The organism is Fictibacillus sp. B-59209, from assembly GCF_036216745.1.
Lineage (GTDB): Bacteria > Bacillota > Bacilli > Bacillales > Fictibacillaceae > Fictibacillus_C > Fictibacillus_C marinisediminis.
Window position 1 is genome coordinate 365,535 of record NZ_JARMMC010000005.1, and the last position, 20,617, is coordinate 386,151.

Below are 20,617 nucleotides of genomic sequence, written 5' to 3' on the forward strand. Positions count from 1 at the left end.
GTCCATCAGTTAGCTTTTTCTTTTCATCTTTACCGCTTTTCGTCTCTAACCAGGCGCTTCAGCATTACTTGATCCAGCTTCAACTGGCCAAAAGCTTGGTCGTTTCACTCTCTTACCCCAACACAAAGACCGTGTTGAAGTTTGAGAGTTCCAACGCCTCACGCTTTTCAACGGCCGTTTCAGCATTACTTGATCCAGCTTCAACTGGCCAAAAGCTTGGTCGTTTCACTCTCTTACCCCAACACAAAGACCGTGTTGAAGTTTGAGAGTTCCAACGTCTCACGCTTTTCAACGGCCGTTTCAGCATTACTTGATCCAGCTTCAGCGCCTAGAGACTAGGACACTTCGCTCTCTGCCAGAAAACAAAAAGCGTTTTATGGCAGAGACCTCCAGTGCCTTTCGTCTCTAACCAGGCGCTTCAGCTTTTCTTTATCCAGCTTCAACTGGCCAAAAGCTTGGTCGTTTCATTCTCTCACCCCAACACAAAGACCGTGTTGAAGTTTGAGAGTTCCAACGCCTCACGCTTTTCAACGGCCGTTTCAGCATTACTTGATCCAGCTTCAGCACCTAGAGACTAGGTCACTTCGCTCTCTGCCAGAAAACAAAAAGCGTTTTATGGCAGAGACCTCCAGTGCCTTTCGTCTCTAACCAGGCGCTTCAGCTTTTCTTTATTATTTGCACAATCGCTTTCTTCGCTATATTATGAAACATGTACATAATCAAATAAAGGAGGCTTTTTCATGGGAGTAACATTTAAGGAAAAACCGGTTACGTTAGCAGGGAAGCAAGTAAAGGCTGGTGACCAGGCTCCAGATTTTAAGGTTCTGGCCAACGACATGTCAGAAGTGACACTAGCGGATTCTAAAGGATCTGTTCGATTGATTTCTGCCGTACCTTCCGTTGATACAGGCGTTTGTGATGCGCAAACTCGCCGTTTTAACGAGGAAGCGTCGAAATTGGATAATGTTAAGATCTTAACTGTCTCAGTGGATCTTCCATTCGCTCAAAAACGCTGGTGCGCCGCTGCTGGTGTAGAGAACGTGCAGACACTTTCTGATCACCGTGATTTGTCTTTCGGCCAAGCTTACGGAGTGGCGATTGAAGAATTGCGCCTCCTTGCACGGGCTGTTTTCGTCGTAGACAGTTCAGACAAAGTCACTTATGTGGAATATGTGGATGAAGTGACCAACCATCCAAATTATGAAGCTGCCATCGAAGCTGCAAAAGCTGCTAATTAAACGAAAAACTCCGGAGGCATGCTCCGGAGTTTTTTAACGGTGTTCCATCTCCCATGTAACGCTTCATTGATTAATATATAACGAAACGCATGCTGAATGCGGGGTAAGGATATAGGAGGAAGTAATATGAGCAGCCTTTCGAATGTAGAGAAGCTTTTTACGGTTATTGATCAGTCATCTGAGAGAATTAAACAAGAAGAAGAATTAACCTATCTTGAGGCGCTTGTGGATACAGGTGAAAACTTATTTCATCAAGAGATACCGGAAGACGTATCACAAGTGACAAAAGCTTTTTTAGAAAAAGAATACGCGAAAATCAATCTCGATACGATGGGAGCGGAAGAAATTCGGAAAGCATTCCAGCTCGCCGTCTTAAAAGGAATGAAAGAAGCCATACAGCCGCATCATGCCATGACACCGGATGCTGTAGGTCTCTTTGTTGGGTACCTTGTACAAAAACTCATGCAGCAGAAGAAAGAATTTGTGCTTTTGGATCCCGCAGTCGGATCGGGCAACCTGCTTACAACCGTTTTGAACCAGTTTGGCGAAGAAGTTCAAAGCTTTGGTGTTGAAGTGGATGAGACGTTGCTGCGATTAGCTTGGATCGTCGCCAATTTGCAGAAACATAATGTAGAATTATATCATCAGGACAGCATTAAGCCTTTGTATGTAGATCCTGTAGATATCGTTGTTGCGGATTTGCCTGTTGGCTTTTATCCAGGGGATGAAACTGCGAAAGAATTCAAGGTATTTGCAGAGAAGGGCCATACGTACGCACATCATTTACTCATCGAACAAAGCATCAATTATTTAAAAGAATCCGGCTTTGGCGTTTTCCTCGTTCCTAATTCGTTGTTTTCGAGCGAACAAGCTCATTTGCTTCAAGACATGCTGAAGGAACGTGCAGTAATTTTAGGCATGATCCAGCTGCCAATGTCGCTCTTTAAACAGGAAAGCCATGCAAAAAGCATTCTGCTGCTGCAAAAAAACGGAGAACACACCATCAAACCAAAACAGGCACTCCTTGTTAATTTGCCATCCTTTTCTAAAAAGCAAGCGATGGGGAGCATAATGAGCCAGATGAATGCGTGGTTTAGCTCTGAACTAAAACGTTCATAATAAAAATGATGAAAAACTCCTTCCGTGGAAACGAATTCATTTCTGAATATAATGAATATGCCTGGAAAACGTTTAACAAACTTGAAATAAGTGTGCAAGGGTGTTTAAATGGTTAAGGATATTATGAATTTATAATGGGAAAGAAGTTCATGTCATTCATGCACTTCTTTTTTCATTGCAGTTAAGGAGCTAAAAAGAATGGCTAAAATTATCGCAATCAACGCTGGGAGTTCTTCACTGAAATTTCAGCTGCTTGAAATGCCTGAAGAGAAAGTTCTAACAAAAGGTGTAGTTGAGCGTATCGGATTAAATGACTCCATTTTTACCATTGAAGTAAATGGAGAAAAAATAAAAGAAGTAACAGATATTCCTGATCATGGGGTAGCGGTTAAAATGCTGCTTGAAAAATTGACGGCGGCCCACCAGGTCATCTCTTCTTATGATGAGATTGAAGGGATCGGACACCGTGTTGTTCATGGCGGTGAAAAGTTCAATGATTCAGCTGTAATCACTGACCAGGTCTTGGAGGAAATTGAGGAACTGTCTTTCTTGGCACCTCTTCATAATCCGGCTAACGTTGTCGGTATCAGAGCGTTCAAAGAAATTTTGCCGAACGTACCGGCTGTGGCTGTTTTTGACACGGCGTTTCACCAATCCATGCCTGAGCTCTCATTTTTGTATAGTTTACCATATGAATATTATGAAAAGTACGGCATCCGTAAATATGGTTTCCATGGTACCTCTCATAAGTATGTTACAGAACGTGCAGCTGAACTGCTTGGCCGTCCGGTCGAACAGCTTCGCCTTCTATCCTGCCACTTAGGTAACGGTGCGAGTATTGCTGCCATTGAAGGCGGAAAATCCATTGACACTTCTATGGGCTTCACGCCATTGGCGGGTGTTACGATGGGAACGCGTTCTGGAAACATTGACCCAGCATTGATTCCTTATATCATGCAAAAAACAGGCCAAACGGCTGAAGAGGTACTAAACGTTTTGAATAATAAGAGCGGAATGCTAGGTGTATCAGGCTTCTCTTCTGATCTTCGTGATATTGAGCAGAAGGCAAATGAAGGAAATGAAAGAGCAGAACTTGCTCTGGAAGTTTTTGCTTCCCGAATCCATAAATACATCGGTTCTTATGCTGCTCGTATGGCTGGCATCGATGCGATTATCTTTACAGCTGGAATTGGTGAAAACAGTGATACCGTTCGTGCGCGTGTTCTTCGCGGTTTAGAATTTATGGGCGTATACTGGGACCCTGCATTAAACAAAGTACGCGGAAAAGAAGCATTCATAAGCTATCCTCATTCACCGGTTAAGGTTATTATCATACCTACGAATGAAGAAGTGATGATCGCAAGAGATACAGTAAGACTATCTAAATAATAATGTTTATAGAGCTGGTATCAGGTACCAGCTCTTTTTTTATAGGTATCCAGCTTTCACTTTTCATGTTGGGATACGAGGCGTTGGTAAAACACTCTTCTGCCGTTTTTTTGTTTTTATGGATCAAAAGAATGTATAATACTATTAAGAAAAGCGTAAGTGCCTTGCTTAGGTCCGACAAGCGCTGGAACTCTTACACAGCAACACGCTTTTTGTGTTGTGGGGTAAGAGTGAAGCGACCAAAGACGAATTGTTCAATTCGTCCTCCGAGGACCAATGCAGAAAACAAGAAACATGTTTTCTGCCCTAGGCACTGAAGCTAGACAGCACTTCGACAGATATCATCTTATAAATGTGCAAATGGCAGGAGGTTGAATTGTGAGCTTAACTTCAAGAGAGGAAAAAGTATGGCAATCCATCACCCAGTGGGAGTCCAGTTATTTTGATTATGAGCCGACAGATTTTGAAGCGACCTATGAACGATGGATTAAAAATCAGCTGAACCAACTGAACCCGGCACTCATTGAAAAAATGAATAATTTCATTGATTCTGCATTGTTTCATGTTCACGCATTGATTCAGAATTCAAGATACCAAACGGATGTAAGAGAGAGGCTGCTGTCAGAAGCACGTATTTTTAATCCCGAAGTGGAGATTATTGAAGATTTACAATCATGTACGATTGATCAGCTTACATATATTGCGCAGCAGCAAATCGCAAGAAGCCGGATGCTTTCTTTAGCGCAAGGGGGGCTTTCTGGAACAGGGGGACTCTTGCTGCTCGGGATGGATATTCCGGCAATGATTGCTTTGCAAGTACGTTCCATACAATACATCGCAATGAATTACGGATATGATATACAGAAACCGTCTGAAATGATGATGTCGTTGAAGGTATTTCATGCTTCCACGCTTCCAAAACGGTATCAGTATGAAAGCTGGAACGAACTCCTTGAGGAGATTTCGAACGGTGAGCGTGATTCGTTCTTTTATGTTGGTGATGAATCCGTTGCCGATGTATCCTGGCTTTCTATGCCGCTAAAACAGGGAATGAAGGGAATCATTATTACCATGCTCAAGAAAAAGATGGTACAGGGTATTCCTTTGCTTGGTGTTTTGTTTGGAGCTGCCATGAACTATCAAAAGTCCAGAGAAGTAACAGAATTCGCTCAAAAATTTTATCAAAAGCGTTTTCTCTTGGAGAAACAATCATAATTAGTATGCATACATCATACAAAAACACCCGGAATCAATATCCGGGTGTTTTTGTATCCAATGATGTAATGGATAACTCCATTGCGAGGATTTTAACAGGGCATTTGTGCTATTTTTTTATAAATGCAGCTTTAAGTTAATATCTTGATGGGTTCTGTACCAAAGCCATAAATCATTAATTACAGATGCTAGTTCAGCGATCTCCCAATTGAGTTTGCATGAGCGTTCGAAGTTTTCTTCAACACCGAGCTGATCCTGTTTCTTATTGATGATCTGTTCAATGTCGTGGATACGGTCAGGAATGGTACCCCGTATGGATTCCCATTGTGCCAATATTCCTTCCTGTCTGGCGGGAGCGTAGTCTTCCCAAGCCTTTTGCAATAAGGGAAGCTCAATGCCAAGCCGTTCATTAAAAACAAATTCGGTTGCCACGTGTATCACCTCTTCTTTATTTTACATGAAAAAGCATGTTGCTGCGAATGAACAAAAACTAATATTTATACATTTTGATAAATAATTATTGAAAAAATACTTAAATGTTGTTATAGTGGTTTCAGAAGATATAATCTGAAGTTGCAGTGAGCAGCTTCTTTTATTTTTATTTATGAATGTATAAAAATTTATAACTAAGTATTTTAATGCAAAGGGGTTTTATAGATGGCAAATAAAAAAGTGGTATTAGCGTATTCAGGCGGTTTGGATACTTCAGTAGCAATTAAATGGCTTCAAGAAAAAGGATACGATGTGATCGCACTTGGTCTTGATGTAGGAGAAGGAAAGGACCTGGAGTTTGTTAAAGAGAAGGCTCTGATGGTTGGAGCGATCGAATCCATTAGCTTAGATGTAAAAAAAGAGTTTGCTCAGGACTATGTACTGCCGGCTCTTCAAGGCCATGCAATGTATGAAGGGAAATACCCTGTACTTTCAGCGCTTTCCCGACCGCTGATCGCTAAAAAATTGGTCGAGGTTGCAGAACAGTACGGAGCTCATGCTGTGGCCCATGGCTGTACCGGGAAAGGAAACGATCAGGTTCGATTTGAAGTTTCCATTTCTGCGTTGAACCCTGATCTTGAAGTCATTGCTCCTGTACGTGAGTGGGGATGGTCGCGTGATGAAGAGATTGAATATGCAAAAAAACATAACATCCCGATTCCTGCCACACTGGACAGTCCTTATTCTGTCGATCAAAACCTTTGGGGCAGAGCCAACGAATGCGGAATATTGGAAGACCCATGGGTGGCTCCCCCAGAGGATGCGTATGATTTAACGGCTCCTCTGGAGGAAGCACCTGACACACCGGATATGATCGAAATTACATTTGAAGAAGGTGTTCCGGTAGCTTTAAATGGCATTCCTTACAGCTTGGAACAGCTGATCCAGCAATTGAATAAAGTGGCCGGAGCCCATGGCATCGGACGTATCGATCATGTGGAAAATCGTTTGGTGGGAATTAAATCAAGAGAAATATATGAATGTCCTGCTGCGGTTACATTGCTGAAAGCACACAGTGAGCTGGAAGACATCACGCTTGTGAAAGAAGTGGCACACTTTAAACCGGTCGTTGAGAAGAAGCTTACAGAAGTTATTTATGAAGGTCTTTGGTTCTCTCCAATCCGCCAGGCACTGCAAGCCTTTTTACAGGAAACACAAAAACATGTGACTGGTGTTGTACGAGTTAAGCTGTTCAAAGGGCATGCCATCGTAGAAGGCCGTAAGTCACCGTTCTCTCTCTATGATGAAAAACTTGCAACCTACTCAACACAGGATACATTTAACCATCAGGATGCTGTTGGTTTCATCTCCCTATGGGGGCTTCCCACAAAAGTGAGCAGCAAGGTGCAGCATAACGGGGTGAAAGTATGACAACTAAATTATGGGGAGGAAGATTTACCGAAGCGGCTGAACAATGGGTCGATGAATTCGGTGCTTCCATTTCATTTGATAAAGAACTAGTAGAAGAAGATCTCGCGGGAAGCATTGCCCATGTTACAATGCTTTCCAAATGCGGAATCATTACAGAGGAAGAAGCAGAGACAATCAGAGGCGGACTACAGACGCTGTTAAAAAAAGCACAAAACGGTGAACTGGAGTACAAAGTGGACTATGAAGACATCCATCTAAACCTGGAAAAGCTTTTGACAGACGAGGTGGGCCCTGTTGGCGGTAAGCTTCATACCGCAAGAAGCAGGAATGACCAGGTAGCCACTGACATCCACCTCTACATGAAAAAGCAGGTCTCTTCGTTCATAGAGCAGATCAATCAGCTTCAAACAGTATTAGTGTCTCTTGCTGAAGAGCACGTGGAAACCATCTTGCCAGGTTATACACATCTTCAAAGAGCTCAGCCTGTATCCTTTGCTCACCATATTATGGCTTATTTCTGGATGTTTCAGCGTGACAAGGAACGTCTTTCTGACAGCATGAAGCGTATCGATCTATGTCCTCTCGGTGCCGGTGCACTTGCGGGAACGACTTTTCCGATCGACAGAGCGTTCACAGCTCAGCTTCTGGGCTTTGAAGATATCTATCAAAACAGCCTAGATGCAGTAAGCGACCGTGACTTTTTGGTCGAGTTCTGCAGTAATGCTTCCCTTGTGATGATGCATTTGTCACGATTCTGCGAAGAGCTGATTCTTTGGTCATCTCAGGAATTTCAATTTGTTGAGATCAGTGATTCCTTTGCAACAGGAAGCAGCATGATGCCGCAGAAGAAGAACCCGGATATGGCTGAACTGATCCGCGGCAAAACAGGCCGTGTATATGGAAGCCTTACCACATTGCTTACGGTGTTGAAGGGACTTCCACTTGCTTACAACAAAGATATGCAGGAGGATAAAGAGCCTTTATTTGATGCAGTTACAACATTAAAGGGTTCATTGTCCATCTTTACCGGCATGATAGAGAGCATTACGGTCCGCCAGGAAAACATGCAAAAAGCGGTCTCATCCGATTTTTCCAATGCGACAGAACTTGCTGATTATCTTGTTAACAAAGGCATCCCATTCCGTGAGGCGCATGAAATTGTAGGTAAACTGGTGCTGACTTGTATCCAGAAGAACGTGTACCTGCTGGATCTTTCGTTTGATCAATACCTAGCGGCTTCATCTTGTTTTGAAAAGGATGTGTTTGATGTCCTTCAGGCGAAGACCGTTGTTTCTAGACGAAATTCCGCAGGCGGAACAGGGTTTGAAGCCGTTCGAGCTGCGCTTGAGATTGCTAAAACTAAGATCTGATTACCCAGATTGTGGCACACTATTTTCTCCTTCATTAGAGAACAATATGGTTAAAATCATGAAGGAGGATGAGCATGCCAGAAAAAAAACCAGCATCATTTGTGGATTTTGATCAGGAAAATGAAATTACCGTACAGCAGCAGATCAACGAATCCTACCAAAGCGGGGTAGTGGACTACCTCGATCAAGGAAAGTCTGAATCAAAAGCTGAAGATGAAGAAAGCCTCCAATAATTAGAAAGACAGAAAAAGCAGGATGACCTTTGTCATTCTGCTTTTTTTAATTTACCTTTTTGTCTGTATTTAATATCGGATCGCTATGGTCCTGAATAGACTTAGTTATGTGGAAATGGTTACAATGATAATGAAGTAGTAAGATAAGACATTCAGACATTATTATTACACGAGGCTTCTGGGAGGTGGAACGGTGAGGCATGCCATTGTTACAGCAGGATCTAAAGGACTGGGCAAAAAAGTGTCAGAACAGCTAATCAAGCAGGGGTGTTCCATCACTGTAAACTATCGAAGTGATGAAAATGCGGTGAGTCAGCTAAAGCGGGAATGGAAAAGCGATGAGGACCGGATACAGTTTATAAAAGGTGATGTGACAAAAAAAGAAGATATCCGGCACATTTGTGAATCCGCAATGGAAAGGTTTGGACGCATCGACTATCTCATCAATAATGCAGGTCCTTATGTGTTTGAACGGAAAAAACTTGCCGATTACGAAGACCATGAATGGTATGAGATGATCGATGGCAATCTGAGCTCCGTATACCATTTCCTCAAATTAACAATTCCTGTGATGAGAAAAAATGGCTTTGGCCGCATCATCACCTATGGATTCCAGGATGCAGAATATACTCCTGGCTGGGTGTACCGTTCAGCCTTCAGCGCAGCGAAAGTGGGTCTCGTATCTTTAACAAAAACGATCGCGCTAGAGGAAGCAGAACATGGCATAACGGCAAATATGGTCTGTCCAGGAAATATTATCGGTGACATGAAGGAAGCCGGAATTGAAGAAGCGAGAGTTTTAAAAGATAAAGACACTCCGATTGGACGTTCTGGTACAGGGGAGGATATCGCCCGCCTGATCGCGTTTCTCTGCGAAGAGAACTCAGACATGGTAACAGGCAGCATCATTTCAGCTACCGGGGGGCTCGATGTGATCAATAGGCATCGTAAATAATTAATTGGTTTTTATATTATTTTTTTAGTGGTATGTTAACAATAGACATTGACAAGTTTTTACATAAATAATCATTGGCATACAATGAGGAGGCTGAAAAAATGAAGATCGGTGTTCCTACAGAAGTGAAAAATAATGAAAACCGTGTGGCAATGACACCCGCAGGCGTCCTGAACTTAGTGGCTTCCGGCCATGAGGTATACATTCAGACCGGTGCGGGAGAAGGTTCGGGTTTTCATGACAGCGAGTATGAAAAGGCAGGAGGTACGGTTGTTCAGACCGCAGATCAGGCTTGGTCCATGGATATGGTCATGAAGGTGAAAGAGCCTCTTCCTGAGGAATACGGATATTTTAGGGAAGGACTCATTCTTTTCACTTACCTGCACCTTGCTCCTGAACCTGAGTTAACAAAAGCGCTGATTGATAACAAAGTAGTGGGCATTGCTTATGAAACGGTACAATTGCCCAACCGTTCACTTCCTCTTTTGACGCCAATGAGTGAAGTGGCGGGACGGATGTCTGCACAGATCGGTGCTCAATTCCTTGAGAAGCCAAAAGGCGGAAAAGGAATTCTGCTTGGCGGCGTACCGGGAGTAAAACGAGGAAAAGTAACCGTTATCGGCGGCGGTGTCGTCGGAACGAATGCAGCAAAAATTGCAATGGGTCTCGGGGCAGATGTTACGATCATTGATTTAAGCCCTGAAAGGCTAAGACATCTGGATGACATTTTTGGTGCGGAAATCAATACCCTGATCTCCAATCCTTTAAATATCGCACTGGCGGTCAGTGAATCAGACCTGGTGATCGGTGCAGTTCTTATTCCGGGAGCTCGGGCACCAAAGCTGGTTACTGAGGAAATGATCAAATCCATGAAGCCGGGATCAGTGATAGTTGACGTAGCCATTGACCAAGGCGGAATTTTTGAAACGGTAGATAAGATCACGACGCATGACAATCCAACCTATGAAAAGCATGGTGTTCTTCATTATGCTGTAGCCAATATGCCTGGAGCGGTGCCTAGAACTTCAACAATCGCTCTTACGAATGTAACCGTCCCATATGCCGTGCAGATCGCCAATCTGGGATATAAAGAAGCTTGCCGGAAAAATGAAGCTCTTTTAAAAGGAATCAATACATTGGAAGGGTATGTCACATACGAAGCCGTAGCAGAAGCTCATGGACTGGAATATAAATCTGTGCACGAGTTTATTGATAAATAAAGAAAGGGGCTGTTCAAGAAGTCTGTAAGCTGTTGATTTCCGTTCCAGGCTGCTCGCTTTCCGCGGGGCGTGCGGTGAGCTTCTTGGTGCAAGCACCGGCGGNNTTCGACTTTCTGGACAGCCCCGTTTTATGTCTGTTCTTATTTAACGATTACCAGTTCTTTCGTAAACTGAGTGAGGCACTCATGGCCGTTTTCAGTGATATACACATCATCTTCAATTCGGACGCCGCCAACTTCTGGGAGGTAAATCCCTGGTTCGATCGTGTAGACCATGCCTTTGGTCAGCTTATCGTTATTTTTTTCGTTCATGGAAGGATGCTCATGAACATCAAGACCAAGGCCGTGGCCGATGCGATGCGGGAAATATTGGCCATAGCCGGCATCTTCAATCACTTTTCTTGCGGTCAGGTCGAGATCTCCGACACGGGTGCCTGGTTTACTGAGATCAAGAGATGCCTGCTGTGCTTTCTTAACGATTTCATAAATTTCTTTTTGCTTTTCAGAAACAGACTGATAAGCGACTGTTCTTGTAATATCTGAACAATATCCGTCCACGACTACACCAAGATCAAACAAGACAAAATCTCCGGGCTGGATCTCTTTCATTCCAGGGTTTCCGTGAGGCATGGCCGATTTTTCCCCTGCCAGAATGGTGGTTGAAAACGACATTTCTGCTGCTCCCTTTTTCTTAAGTGCGTATTCCACGGTAGCAACGAGTTCAAGTTCAGTAACGCCTTTTCCGATAGCAGCAATGCCCGTTTCTACTCCAAAATCAGCAAGACGGGCTGCTTCACGAAGAATAGAGATTTCGTCCTCGCTTTTGATCAGCCGCATGGCGTTCAGTTCATGCTCCACTGAAACGAGGGATGCATTGGGGAACAGGTTCAACAGCTGCATGCCGCGATGATAAGAAAGGTGTTCTTTTTCAACGGCGATGGAATCCACTGAAGTAATGCCTCGGTCATTGATGCGTTCAGAAAGCATCTCCCAAGGGTTGTCAGTATCTGAGAAACCAATAATCTCGTGCTTCCATCCGGCGTCTCTTGCCTGCAGCTCTTCCATTCCGGGACAGACAAGAATTGGTTCTTTATCCTGGAAAACAAAAACTCCTAGAAGGCGCTCATGTGGAAAACACCGAAAACCGGACAAATAGTAAACATTGGCCGTTGACGTAACAAAAGCCCCTTGAATATTTTGTTCTTTCAGCCAAGTTGAGAGTGCTTCAATTTTTTGCATGATCTTTATCTTCCTTTCTTATGTATGACGGATTATATTGGTAACGGTGGAGATATCCTATACTTTCAATGTATCACTATGGATATGGGATGTAAACGAAGCCCCTCAAGAAAAGCGGCGTTTAAGAAGCAGAAAAAACGGAAATGAGAAGGAAATGAAGGTACTATTTCGAATTGTAGAAATGAGAAAGTAAAAGGAGATGTTGAACATGAAGCTGACTTTTCACGGACAATCTGCGGTAGAGATCCAGACCGAAAAACATTCCATCTGGATTGATCCTTTTATTAAAGGCAATGATACTGCTGTGGTGGATATTGAGGATGTAAAGCCGGATGTCATCCTGCTGACACATGGACACAATGACCATGCAGGCGATGCGGAAGAAATCGCAAGAAAGAATAACAGTCTAATTGTTGCCCCATTTGAACTGGCTGAATATTTTGGAACCAAGGGGCTGACCGTCCATCCGATGCACATCGGAGGCGGCCATCAATTTGAGTGGGGCCATGTGAAATGGACCCAGGCTTTCCACGGCTCCAGCTTTACGGAAGAAGACGGCACGGTCGTATACACCGGGATGCCTGCAGGTATCCTATTTACTGCTGAAGGAAAGACCATCTATCATGCAGGTGATACAGCTTTATTTTCGGATATGAAGCTGATTGGTGAGAGAAATAATGTTGATGTGGCGTTTTTGCCGATCGGTGACAATTTTACGATGGGGCCGGAAGACGCTGCCACGGCTGCTGAATGGGTGAACGCCAAGCTTACGGTGCCGATTCATTATAATACGTTCCCACTCATTGAGCAGGATGCGGATCAGTTTGTATCTTCTTTAAAAGTGGAAGGTAAAGTTCTGAAACCGGGTGAATCCATCGAAAGATAGCTGTATGTTTAGTCTGCCTCCTTGTCATGATGCATAAGCTGAGATAAGGAGGTTTTTATTATGGCCAGTAACCGTACGTTAAAAGCTTTATGTCTGTTGGCGCTTCTTGTATATGGAATACCCCACCTGCATTTTTCAAAGTCCGGCAGTCCTTCTTTTGTATTTTCTGTCATTTGGCTCACATTTGCTTGCATTGCTTTTATAGCACAGACGAAAGGTTTTTGGATGGCACTGGGGGAATTATCGGAAGATCCAAAACAGCGCAAGAGTGAATATAATGAGGATTCTAGGGAAACCCGCCTTAAGAATTATTGAGTTTCTGTTTTAATGTCTGTATAATCTGTATTAATCAATCTTAGTAGAACAGATAAAACAGAAGCCAAAGGAACGGTGGAAAAACGTGGCTACCAAACATGAGCAAATTATTGAATATATTGAGTCTCTTGAGATCGGTTCCAAAATCTCGGTCCGGCAGATAGCAAAAGCCTTATCTGTCAGTGAAGGTACAGCTTACCGGGCGATCAAGGAAGCTGAGAATCAGGGAGTCGTCAGCACGATTGAACGAGTGGGGACGATACGGATTGAGCGGAAGTTAAAAGAGAACATTGAAAAACTGACCTTTGCCGAGGTTGTTAATATTGTGGACGGCCAAGTGCTTGGCGGCAGGGAAGGATTACATAAAACACTGAACAAATTTGTCATCGGTGCGATGAAGCTCGATGCCATGATGAAATATGTCGACCCGGGCAGCCTTCTGATTGTCGGGAACCGGGAGAAAGTCCATGAGCTGGCACTGAACGCCGGTGCAGCTGTACTGATCACGGGTGGGTTTGACACGACAGAAGAGGTGAAAAGGCTTGCTGATTCACTTAAGCTTCCTGTCATTTCAACGAGCTATGATTCATTTACAGTAGCAACCATGATCAACAGAGCCATCTATGACCAATTGATCAAAAAGGAAATCGTTTTGGCTTCCGATATTTTGATACCGGCTGAGAACACCCATTTACTGACCACCGCAGATGACATAGAAAAGTGGTATGAGCTGAATCATGAAACCAAGCATAGCCGGTACCCTGTCATTGACAGTCAGATGAAGGTAGTCGGCATTGTTACGTCAAAGGATATTATTGGAATGGACAGGTATACGCCAGTTGACAAGGTCATGACCCGTTCACCGATCACAGTGAACCATAAGACTTCGGTAGCTTCCTGCGCTCACATTATGATCTGGGAAGGGATCGAGCTTTTACCTGTAGTTAATAACAGCCAAAAACTGCTTGGGATTTTGACACGGCAAGATGTCCTGAAATCTTTGCAAATGATTCAAAAGCAGCCTCAGGTCGGTGAAACCTTTGACGATCTGATCACCGCTTCCATCTCAGAGGTTAAAGATGGACAAGGCCCAAGGTATAAATTCGAAGTGACTCCGCAGATGACGAATTACCTGGGGACGGTATCCTACGGCGTTATGACAACACTGGTTATTGAAGGGGCAAGCCGGGCACTGAGAAAGATAAAAAAAGGCGACATTGTCGTCGAGAATCTAACGTTCTATTTTATCAAACCTGTGCAGATGGAAAGTATGATTGAGATTGTTCCGCGGGTACTTGAGGTCAGCAGAAAGTTTGGAAAAGTGGATGTTGAGCTCTATCATGATGGAGCGGTCGTTGGCAAGGCGCTGCTCCTGGCACAATTGATCGGTCACCGGTCATAATAAGAAAAGCGCAAGCGTTCATGTTTTGGTCCGGCAAGCGCTGAAGCTGGACACTACTTCTTTGTCTTAAATTCAAAAAAAGGATGGCTCAAGCTTGTATTCACTTGAGTCACCCTTTTTTTATTCATTGAACCGAACGGGAATTCTCTGCTTCCTCAATGGCCAGGGGAAGAAAATGCTTGTACATTTTATATCCGGCAACCATCATAAACAAGCCGTACACTGAAAAAACGATAGCGATCCAAAGCTGGATTTTGTCATCCACCATCGTGAATTCATTCAGTCCGAATGAAAGTAAGAATACGCCCAGTGCCACTTTTGCTTTAGAACCAATCCAGCTTTTTTCATAGGAAGCTTTAGATCGGACTTCTTTTACTTTATAAAAGATGTAAAATGAAAGAGAAACCACAATTAAAATTACAAATAACGGCATATTTCTTCTGACCTCCATGTTAGTAATCCTATTCCATTGTAATCGTTGAAGAAAAGAATTGCCAGAAGCTTAGGAAAGAAAAGGGAGAGATATTCGATGAAAGACAAGATACTGGAAATGATTAAAGCTTACGATAAAATCATTATACACCGGCATATACGGCCAGATCCGGATGCACTTGGTTCACAGGGAGGACTTGCCGAGATCATCAAAGCAAGCTTTCCGAAAAAAGAAATTTATCTAACTGGTGAGGAAGATCCTTCACTAACCTTTCTCGTGAAAATGGATGAGATTACAGATGAGACCTATAAGGGTGCGCTGGTCATTGTCTGTGATACAGCAAATTCACCACGAATCAGTGATGAACGGTTTAAACTGGGAGAGAAACTGATTAAGATCGATCATCATCCGAATGAAGATCCATACGGCGATGAGATATGGGTCGATACGGGGGCCAGTTCCGTGAGCGAGATGATTTATGAATGGTACGAACATGGGAAGGAAAAAGGACTGGTTTTAACCAAGGATGCTGCACGTTTGCTGTACGCGGGAATTGTAAGTGATACCGGCCGATTTTTATACAGCAATACGACTGTGAAAACCTATTATGCAGCAGGAGAACTCGTAAAGAAAGGGATCAATCCTCAGGAGATATTTGAAAATCTTTATAAAGTTCATGAGAATACGGCAAGGCTGAATGGTTATGTTCTGCAGAACTTTAAAATTATTGATGGATGCGCAGGGTATATTCATCTGCCGGCGGAGATTTTAAAAGAGTATGGCGTTACGGTCAGTGAAGCTTCTTTGCTTGTCAACGCGTTTGCCAATGTGGAAGGAATGCTGGCGTGGGTGTTTTTCGTTGACGAGCCCGGACAGATCAGAGCACGGCTTCGCTCTAAAGGGCCAGTGATCAATACGCTTGCGATGCGTTATAACGGGGGAGGGCATCCGAGAGCATCAGGTGCTACCATCTACAGTGAAGAAGAATCAAAACGGCTGGTCCAAGACCTGGTAAAGCTATGCAAAGATTATCAATCTGCAAAATGAAAGCAAACAAAAAGACCCTGCTAGTCAGGGTCTTCTTGTTTAGGATTTTTCCGGGATGAACCATGAACCGATATCCGTCACATCTTCATGAACGGGAATATTCAGCTTCATCAGTTCTTTTTTTATGAGTTCGGCTACTTCTTTTGTTTCGGCAAAGGCAGAAAAACCGTTCTGTATTTTTTTGACCTGCTCACGCGCGATTTCTTTACGATTAATAATCAAGCAAAATACCCCCTCTGTCTTGCTTTCTTTTCTTATATTTTAAACAATCCTGCATAAAAATGCTATCAGATTGTTTGAATTGTCACAAAACAGTAAAACTGGATTATTTTCAGGACATGCCGGTTCATCCTTCGGGTATGATTTTCACATGAACATCCACGGTTGTGTATAAAAATAACTGATCGACGACAACTTTGTATTTTTCGCCATCAACTTCATAGTTCTTGTTTTCAATCGCCTTATAGAGGAGCATCCGCGTTTTATAAATGGATTCAATATCTTCTCCAAGCAGGTTTTCAAGCTGATCCTGCACAGATTCAGAGATCTCGTAAATCGTTAATTGTGAAAGTTTAAGTGTTTGATTGTTGGTGACGAATACTTTTATTTTTTGTACGCGCAGCTTTTTTTCATTGTCTTCGTTGCTTTTTTCATAGGTGCTCTTCCACTGGGCGATCTGCTCTTTAAGATCAGCGATATGATGGGATTGTTCCTTTATCGTGCTGACGTAATGTTCGACAGTCATACCGTACTGCATTAAGAAAAAGAGCCATCCGATAATGAATCCCAGCATTATTCCTGAAAAGAAACGCTGATAGCCTTTTCGGTTGAAATAAGGAGGAATTCTCATGTTAGTTCAAATTCTCCTGAGTCAGCCATTGCAGCAGCAGCATCGCTGTGTTGGCACCTGCCATCGCGATGAAAATGATGACCAGCTGTTTCACAATTTCATAGGTAGCACCGTTTAAAAAACTGCGCTCAAAGTTTGTTATGGTATCAAACGTACCGCCCATTGCAGCAACAATTGCCCAGATCTTCAGCTTTTTGGCCAGGTCGACTGTTTCCATCAAGGGGGCTTTTCCAACAAGAAAAGAAGCAAGGCCGCCGATGATGGCTCCTCCAAGAATGACGCCGAATGCAATAAAAAAAGTAATAATGATCGTGGACAGAAAATCCCTCATACGCCATCCTCCCTTTTGTATTATTTTTATGGACACGCTGAAGGGAATATGCATGTTTTCTATACGTTAGGATGATGTATTATAATAAGAATTAAATGAGATGTTAGGAAGTGGTGCAATGACATTTGTTCCGTTGCATATACATACAGAATACAGTTTGCTTGAAAGTTCCTGCCGGCTGAAGCCGCTTATTCATCGGGCAAAGGAACTTGGATTCCGTGCTCTTGCCATCACGGATAAGCTGAACATGTACGGGGTTATCCCTTTTTATAGAGAATGTATGAAGCAGGGCATCAAACCGATTATTGGGCTTGAGGTAAATCTCCTGCTCAGCCCAGTGTTTGACAAACGGCAAAAACCGGAGATCGGCAAGCTCCTGCTTTACGCCAGAAATAATGAAGGATATCAGAACTTATTGAAGATCAGCACGAAACTCATGCAAGAAACGTCTGCGGTGCCCACATTGCAAAAAGACGTGCTGAAGGGCCATAATGGCGGGCTTCTGGCCATTTCTTCCGGAGCAGAAGGGGAAATTCAGCAGTTTATCGCAAGGGGAGAAGAAGACAGGGCGAAAGAGGCTTGCCGGCTATACCGGAATTGGTTTGGCCCTCATTTTTATCTAGGGGTAGAGGACCATGGAACAGGAAAAGAAAAAAATATAAATTTTGAGATTGAACATTTTTCGAAAGAAGAAAATATTCTTCTCGCAGCCACCCATGAAACATACTACATTCATCCAGAAGAAGCCGAATCACACGAAGTGCTGCTCTGCATCAAGAACGGGCAGAAGCTCAATGAACCAGAGCGGGAAGTTCTGCCGACAGAGGAGTTCTATTTGATCTCTTCTGAGGAAATGCAACGGCGGTTTAATCATCTGGCTGGTGCCATTGACGCAACCGCGAAGATTGCTGCCGACTGTAATGTGGAATTGGCGTTCGGCCAGCAGCTGATTCCCGAGTTTCCACTTCCTGAAGGCACTGATTCTTCAGTATATTTGAGAGAGCTTTGTCTGCAGGGTGCAGCAGTACGATACGGTGAAACAAATGAAAAGGTACTTCAACGGCTCAATTATGAACTGGACATTATCCATAAGATGAAGTTCGATGATTACTTTTTAATCGTCTGGGATTTTATGAAATTTGCCCATGAATCAGGAATGATAACCGGTCCGGGGCGGGGATCAGCAGCAGGGTCGCTCGTAGCTTATGTATTGCGTATTACGGACGTTGACCCGATTAAGCATGATCTCCTGTTTGAACGGTTTTTAAATCCTGAAAGGGTCACGATGCCCGATATCGATATTGATTTTCCGGACATCAGAAGAGATGAAGTGCTTCAATATGTAAAAGAAAAGTATGGGAATGAGCGTGTAGCACAGATTATTACGTTTGGGACACTCGCGGCAAAAGCAGCGATCCGTGATACAGCAAGAGTGCTTAATTTGCCGGGAAACTTGGTGGATTCGGTATCCAGGCAGATTCCTTCTCGTCCAGGGATGACCCTGTCAAGGGCAGCAGAGGAATCATTCGGACTGCAGAAGCTGATAAAAGAATCACCGCAGGTCCAAAAACTCCTTGAAGTTGCAGGCACGCTCGAAGGGCTGCCCCGTCATGCTTCCACCCATGCGGCGGGCGTTATTATCAGCGGCCGGCCGTTAACCGAATACACTCCTCTGCAGGCTGGAAATGAAGGAATTCCTCTGACTCAATTCAGCATGGAATGGCTTGAAGAGATCGGACTGCTGAAGATGGATTTTCTTGGACTGAGAAATCTTACCTTGCTGGAAGAAATATGCTCGCTGGTACAGAAAGGAACAGGAAGGAAGATCAATCTTAGCGAAATTCCTTTTAATGATTCATCTACATTTGAAATGCTGAGCAAAGGAGATACGACTGGCATTTTTCAGCTGGAATCAGACGGGATGAGAAGGGTGCTTCAGCAATTAAAGCCGACAGAATTTGAAGACATCGTGGCAGTAAATGCGCTTTACAGGCCGGGTCCGATGCAGAACATCCCGGATTATATTGCCGGAAAACATAAACAGCGCAGTGTGGAGTACCGCCATCCCGATCTTGAACCGATCCTGAAACCCACTTACGGAGTTATCGTTTATCAAGAACAGATCATGAAAATTGCTTCGGAAATGGCAGGTTTCTCTCTTGGTGAAGCTGACCTTCTGAGGCGAGCGGTAAGTAAAAAAAAGCGGGATGTACTTGATCGGGAACGGGAGCACTTTGTGCGGGGCTGTCTAACAAAAGGACATGATGAGCATACCGCGAACGGCCTCTATGACTTAATCGTCCGGTTTGCGGATTACGGGTTTAATAGAAGCCACGCTGCAGCATACAGTGTCATCGCCTACCAGCTTGCTTATCTAAAATCCAATTACCCGCTCTACTTTATGGCCGCTCTATTATCAAGCGTCACCGGCAATCCTGAAAAAATTGAACAATACATTAAAGAATGTGCAGAGAAAAACATCACGGTAAAGCCTCCTTCGATTATTAGCAGTTTTCTCCATTTTACTGTTGAAGGAGATTGTGTTAGATTTGGTCTGTTGTGCATAAAAAACGCCGGTTATCAAGCAATTAAACATGTTATTGCCGCAAGGGAACAGCATCCGTTTCACGATTTGTTCGATGTTTGTGCCTTTTCTCCTGCCAAGGCTGTAAACAAGCGCACGCTCGAATCGTTGATCTTCGCGGGAGCGCTTGACGATTTTGGACAGGATAGAGCTTGTCTTCTCGCCTCTTTGGACCGGGCGATAGAGTATGGAGATAAAGTGCAGGCTTATCGTGAAGAAAATCAATTTCAGCTGTTTGAAGAACAGGACAGCATCAGGAAGCCGGAATATGTGGAAGTTCCTCCTTTTCAAGAGACAGAACGCTTGAAGTTTGAACAAGAGGCGCTCGGGTTTTATCTATCCGGCCATCCTCTGAAAAAATATCAGCCTGTCCTTGGCAGATTCAGTGCCGTTTCGATCGGGCAGGCGCTAAGGCAAAGTGCCAAATCCGCAGTACGTTTAGGCATCATGGTGACCAAAGCAAGAACCATTAAGACGAAAAAAGGCGAACTGATGGCTTTCTTATCGGGAAGCGATGAGTCTGGAGAAATAGAATTTGTCGCCTTTCCTAAGGTTTACAAAGCCTATCACGACCTTTTGCAGAAAGGTGAATTTCTGCTAGTTGAAGGTACTCTTGAGGAGAAGGAAGGAGCAAGGCAGGTACTGCTTAATAAAGCGGGACTGCTCTCCTCCCTCAATGAACGGGAAGAAGTTCAAGAACAACAGCAAGTGCTGTATTTAAAAATACAAGAGAATCCGTCTTCTACCCGCTTGAATCATCTCAAGGATCTTCTGCGTTCCAGCCATGGAAATGCCGAAGTCATTCTGTATTATGAACAGGACCGCAAAAGCGTAAAGCTATCCCAATTGATTGCCCCCACCACAGAGCTTCTCTCGAAAATTAAAGAGCTTATTGGGGCTGAAAACGTGGTTTTAAAAGGGAAGTAATG

20 protein-coding genes are annotated in these 20,617 nt (G+C 43.7%); 14 read left to right on the forward strand and 6 right to left on the reverse strand.

The window, feature by feature from the left end; translation table 11 throughout:
• Window positions 1-740 precede the first annotated feature (740 nt).
• From tpx to P4361_RS04270, 4 genes are all read left to right on the forward strand, one after another.
• The gene (gene tpx / locus P4361_RS04255) at window positions 741-1,238 is read left to right on the forward strand and encodes a thiol peroxidase (protein ID WP_091003931.1); all 498 of its coding nucleotides are present in this window, start codon (window positions 741-743) and stop codon (window positions 1,236-1,238) included.
• A gap of 126 nt (window positions 1,239-1,364) precedes the next feature.
• The gene (locus P4361_RS04260; protein ID WP_328088398.1) at window positions 1,365-2,357 is read left to right on the forward strand and encodes a class I SAM-dependent methyltransferase; all 993 of its coding nucleotides are present in this window, start codon (window positions 1,365-1,367) and stop codon (window positions 2,355-2,357) included.
• A 198-nt stretch (window positions 2,358-2,555) separates the two neighbouring features.
• Window positions 2,556-3,746, forward strand: a complete 1,191-nt coding sequence (locus tag P4361_RS04265; protein ID WP_091003936.1) for an acetate kinase — start codon at window positions 2,556-2,558, stop codon at window positions 3,744-3,746.
• Window positions 3,747-4,124: 378 nt separating this feature from the next.
• Complete coding sequence (locus tag P4361_RS04270; RefSeq protein ID WP_328088399.1) at window positions 4,125-4,961, forward strand: EcsC family protein; 837 nt, start codon at window positions 4,125-4,127, stop codon at window positions 4,959-4,961.
• A 117-nt stretch (window positions 4,962-5,078) separates the two neighbouring features.
• On the opposite strand, the gene P4361_RS04275 is transcribed toward P4361_RS04270, so the two are convergent.
• Window positions 5,079-5,393 carry a hypothetical protein gene (locus P4361_RS04275; RefSeq protein ID WP_328088400.1) on the reverse strand — a complete coding sequence of 105 codons (315 nt, stop codon included), beginning with the start codon at window positions 5,391-5,393 and terminating at the stop codon, window positions 5,079-5,081.
• Window positions 5,394-5,618: 225 nt separating this feature from the next.
• Here P4361_RS04275 and P4361_RS04280 point away from each other — a divergent pair, with 225 nt between their 5' ends.
• The 5 genes from P4361_RS04280 to ald all read left to right on the forward strand — a co-directional run bounded on the left by P4361_RS04280 (window position 5,619) and on the right by ald (window position 10,602).
• Window positions 5,619-6,824 carry an argininosuccinate synthase gene (locus P4361_RS04280; protein WP_053357566.1) on the forward strand — a complete coding sequence of 402 codons (1,206 nt, stop codon included), beginning with the start codon at window positions 5,619-5,621 and terminating at the stop codon, window positions 6,822-6,824.
• Window positions 6,821-8,194 (forward strand): argininosuccinate lyase, encoded by a 1,374-nt coding sequence (argH, locus tag P4361_RS04285; RefSeq protein ID WP_062233836.1) that lies wholly within the window; start codon window positions 6,821-6,823, stop codon window positions 8,192-8,194. Before P4361_RS04280 ends, argH begins: the two co-directional genes overlap by 4 nt.
• Window positions 8,195-8,268: 74 nt before the next feature.
• Window positions 8,269-8,427, forward strand: a complete 159-nt coding sequence (locus tag P4361_RS04290) for a hypothetical protein (protein ID WP_156316352.1) — start codon at window positions 8,269-8,271, stop codon at window positions 8,425-8,427.
• A 193-nt stretch (window positions 8,428-8,620) separates the two neighbouring features.
• Window positions 8,621-9,382 carry an SDR family oxidoreductase gene (locus tag P4361_RS04295; RefSeq protein ID WP_062233839.1) on the forward strand — a complete coding sequence of 254 codons (762 nt, stop codon included), beginning with the start codon at window positions 8,621-8,623 and terminating at the stop codon, window positions 9,380-9,382.
• A 101-nt stretch (window positions 9,383-9,483) separates the two neighbouring features.
• The gene (gene ald, locus P4361_RS04300; RefSeq protein ID WP_062233842.1) at window positions 9,484-10,602 is read left to right on the forward strand and encodes an alanine dehydrogenase; all 1,119 of its coding nucleotides are present in this window, start codon (window positions 9,484-9,486) and stop codon (window positions 10,600-10,602) included.
• A 140-nt stretch (window positions 10,603-10,742) separates the two neighbouring features.
• Here the strand turns inward: ald and P4361_RS04305 are convergent, their stop codons facing one another.
• A complete protein-coding gene (locus P4361_RS04305; protein ID WP_328088443.1) occupies window positions 10,743-11,843 on the reverse strand; it encodes a Xaa-Pro peptidase family protein in 1,101 nt (366 codons plus the stop codon).
• Window positions 11,844-12,048: 205 nt separating this feature from the next.
• Between P4361_RS04305 and P4361_RS04310 the strand changes: the two genes are divergently transcribed.
• From P4361_RS04310 to P4361_RS04320, 3 genes are all read left to right on the forward strand, one after another.
• Entirely contained in the window at window positions 12,049-12,726 is a 678-nt protein-coding gene (locus P4361_RS04310) for a metal-dependent hydrolase (protein WP_328088401.1), read from the forward strand.
• 60 nt (window positions 12,727-12,786) lie between these two features.
• The gene (locus P4361_RS04315; protein WP_328088402.1) at window positions 12,787-13,041 is read left to right on the forward strand and encodes a hypothetical protein; all 255 of its coding nucleotides are present in this window, start codon (window positions 12,787-12,789) and stop codon (window positions 13,039-13,041) included.
• Window positions 13,042-13,126: 85 nt separating this feature from the next.
• Window positions 13,127-14,443, forward strand: a complete 1,317-nt coding sequence (locus tag P4361_RS04320; RefSeq protein WP_328088403.1) for a CBS domain-containing protein — start codon at window positions 13,127-13,129, stop codon at window positions 14,441-14,443.
• A 124-nt stretch (window positions 14,444-14,567) separates the two neighbouring features.
• Here the strand turns inward: P4361_RS04320 and P4361_RS04325 are convergent, their stop codons facing one another.
• Window positions 14,568-14,876, reverse strand: a complete 309-nt coding sequence (locus P4361_RS04325; RefSeq protein ID WP_053357574.1) for a YtpI family protein — start codon at window positions 14,874-14,876, stop codon at window positions 14,568-14,570.
• 96 nt (window positions 14,877-14,972) lie between these two features.
• On the opposite strand from P4361_RS04325, the gene P4361_RS04330 reads away from it, so the two are divergent.
• Window positions 14,973-15,923 carry a bifunctional oligoribonuclease/PAP phosphatase NrnA gene (locus P4361_RS04330; RefSeq protein WP_328088404.1) on the forward strand — a complete coding sequence of 317 codons (951 nt, stop codon included), beginning with the start codon at window positions 14,973-14,975 and terminating at the stop codon, window positions 15,921-15,923.
• 39 nt (window positions 15,924-15,962) lie between these two features.
• Here the strand turns inward: P4361_RS04330 and P4361_RS04335 are convergent, their stop codons facing one another.
• From P4361_RS04335 to P4361_RS04345, 3 genes are all read right to left on the reverse strand, one after another.
• A complete protein-coding gene (locus P4361_RS04335) occupies window positions 15,963-16,145 on the reverse strand; it encodes a hypothetical protein (RefSeq protein ID WP_053357576.1) in 183 nt (60 codons plus the stop codon).
• 124 nt (window positions 16,146-16,269) lie between these two features.
• Window positions 16,270-16,773, reverse strand: a complete 504-nt coding sequence (gene ytrI, locus P4361_RS04340; protein ID WP_328088405.1) for a sporulation membrane protein YtrI — start codon at window positions 16,771-16,773, stop codon at window positions 16,270-16,272.
• Between the two features lies 1 nt (window position 16,774).
• Window positions 16,775-17,104: a YtrH family sporulation protein gene (locus P4361_RS04345; protein WP_053357578.1), complete on the reverse strand. Its 330-nt coding sequence runs from the start codon at window positions 17,102-17,104 to the stop codon at window positions 16,775-16,777.
• 118 nt (window positions 17,105-17,222) lie between these two features.
• On the opposite strand from P4361_RS04345, the gene P4361_RS04350 reads away from it, so the two are divergent.
• Window positions 17,223-20,615, forward strand: coding sequence for a DNA polymerase III subunit alpha (locus P4361_RS04350; protein ID WP_328088406.1), 3,393 nt, complete (start codon window positions 17,223-17,225; stop codon window positions 20,613-20,615).
• Window positions 20,616-20,617 lie beyond the last annotated feature (2 nt).

What these genes read in the sequence shown, in the direction of transcription:
- P4361_RS04260 (WP_328088398.1), top strand. Translation starts at nt 1,365, where the DNA reads ATGAGCAGCCTTTCGAATGTAGAGAAGCTTTTTACGGTTATTGATCAG.
- P4361_RS04310 (WP_328088401.1), top strand. Translation starts at nt 12,049, where the DNA reads ATGAAGCTGACTTTTCACGGACAATCTGCGGTAGAGATCCAGACCGAA.
- P4361_RS04350 (WP_328088406.1), top strand. Translation starts at nt 17,223, where the DNA reads ATGACATTTGTTCCGTTGCATATACATACAGAATACAGTTTGCTTGAA.
- argH (WP_062233836.1), top strand. Translation starts at nt 6,821, where the DNA reads ATGACAACTAAATTATGGGGAGGAAGATTTACCGAAGCGGCTGAACAA.
- tpx (WP_091003931.1), top strand. Translation starts at nt 741, where the DNA reads ATGGGAGTAACATTTAAGGAAAAACCGGTTACGTTAGCAGGGAAGCAA.
- P4361_RS04325 (WP_053357574.1), bottom strand. Translation starts at nt 14,876, where the DNA reads ATGCCGTTATTTGTAATTTTAATTGTGGTTTCTCTTTCATTTTACATC.
- P4361_RS04315 (WP_328088402.1), top strand. Translation starts at nt 12,787, where the DNA reads ATGGCCAGTAACCGTACGTTAAAAGCTTTATGTCTGTTGGCGCTTCTT.
- P4361_RS04280 (WP_053357566.1), top strand. Translation starts at nt 5,619, where the DNA reads ATGGCAAATAAAAAAGTGGTATTAGCGTATTCAGGCGGTTTGGATACT.
- P4361_RS04265 (WP_091003936.1), top strand. Translation starts at nt 2,556, where the DNA reads ATGGCTAAAATTATCGCAATCAACGCTGGGAGTTCTTCACTGAAATTT.
- ytrI (WP_328088405.1), bottom strand. Translation starts at nt 16,773, where the DNA reads ATGAGAATTCCTCCTTATTTCAACCGAAAAGGCTATCAGCGTTTCTTT.
- P4361_RS04330 (WP_328088404.1), top strand. Translation starts at nt 14,973, where the DNA reads ATGAAAGACAAGATACTGGAAATGATTAAAGCTTACGATAAAATCATT.
- P4361_RS04290 (WP_156316352.1), top strand. Translation starts at nt 8,269, where the DNA reads ATGCCAGAAAAAAAACCAGCATCATTTGTGGATTTTGATCAGGAAAAT.
- ald (WP_062233842.1), top strand. Translation starts at nt 9,484, where the DNA reads ATGAAGATCGGTGTTCCTACAGAAGTGAAAAATAATGAAAACCGTGTG.
- P4361_RS04345 (WP_053357578.1), bottom strand. Translation starts at nt 17,104, where the DNA reads ATGAGGGATTTTCTGTCCACGATCATTATTACTTTTTTTATTGCATTC.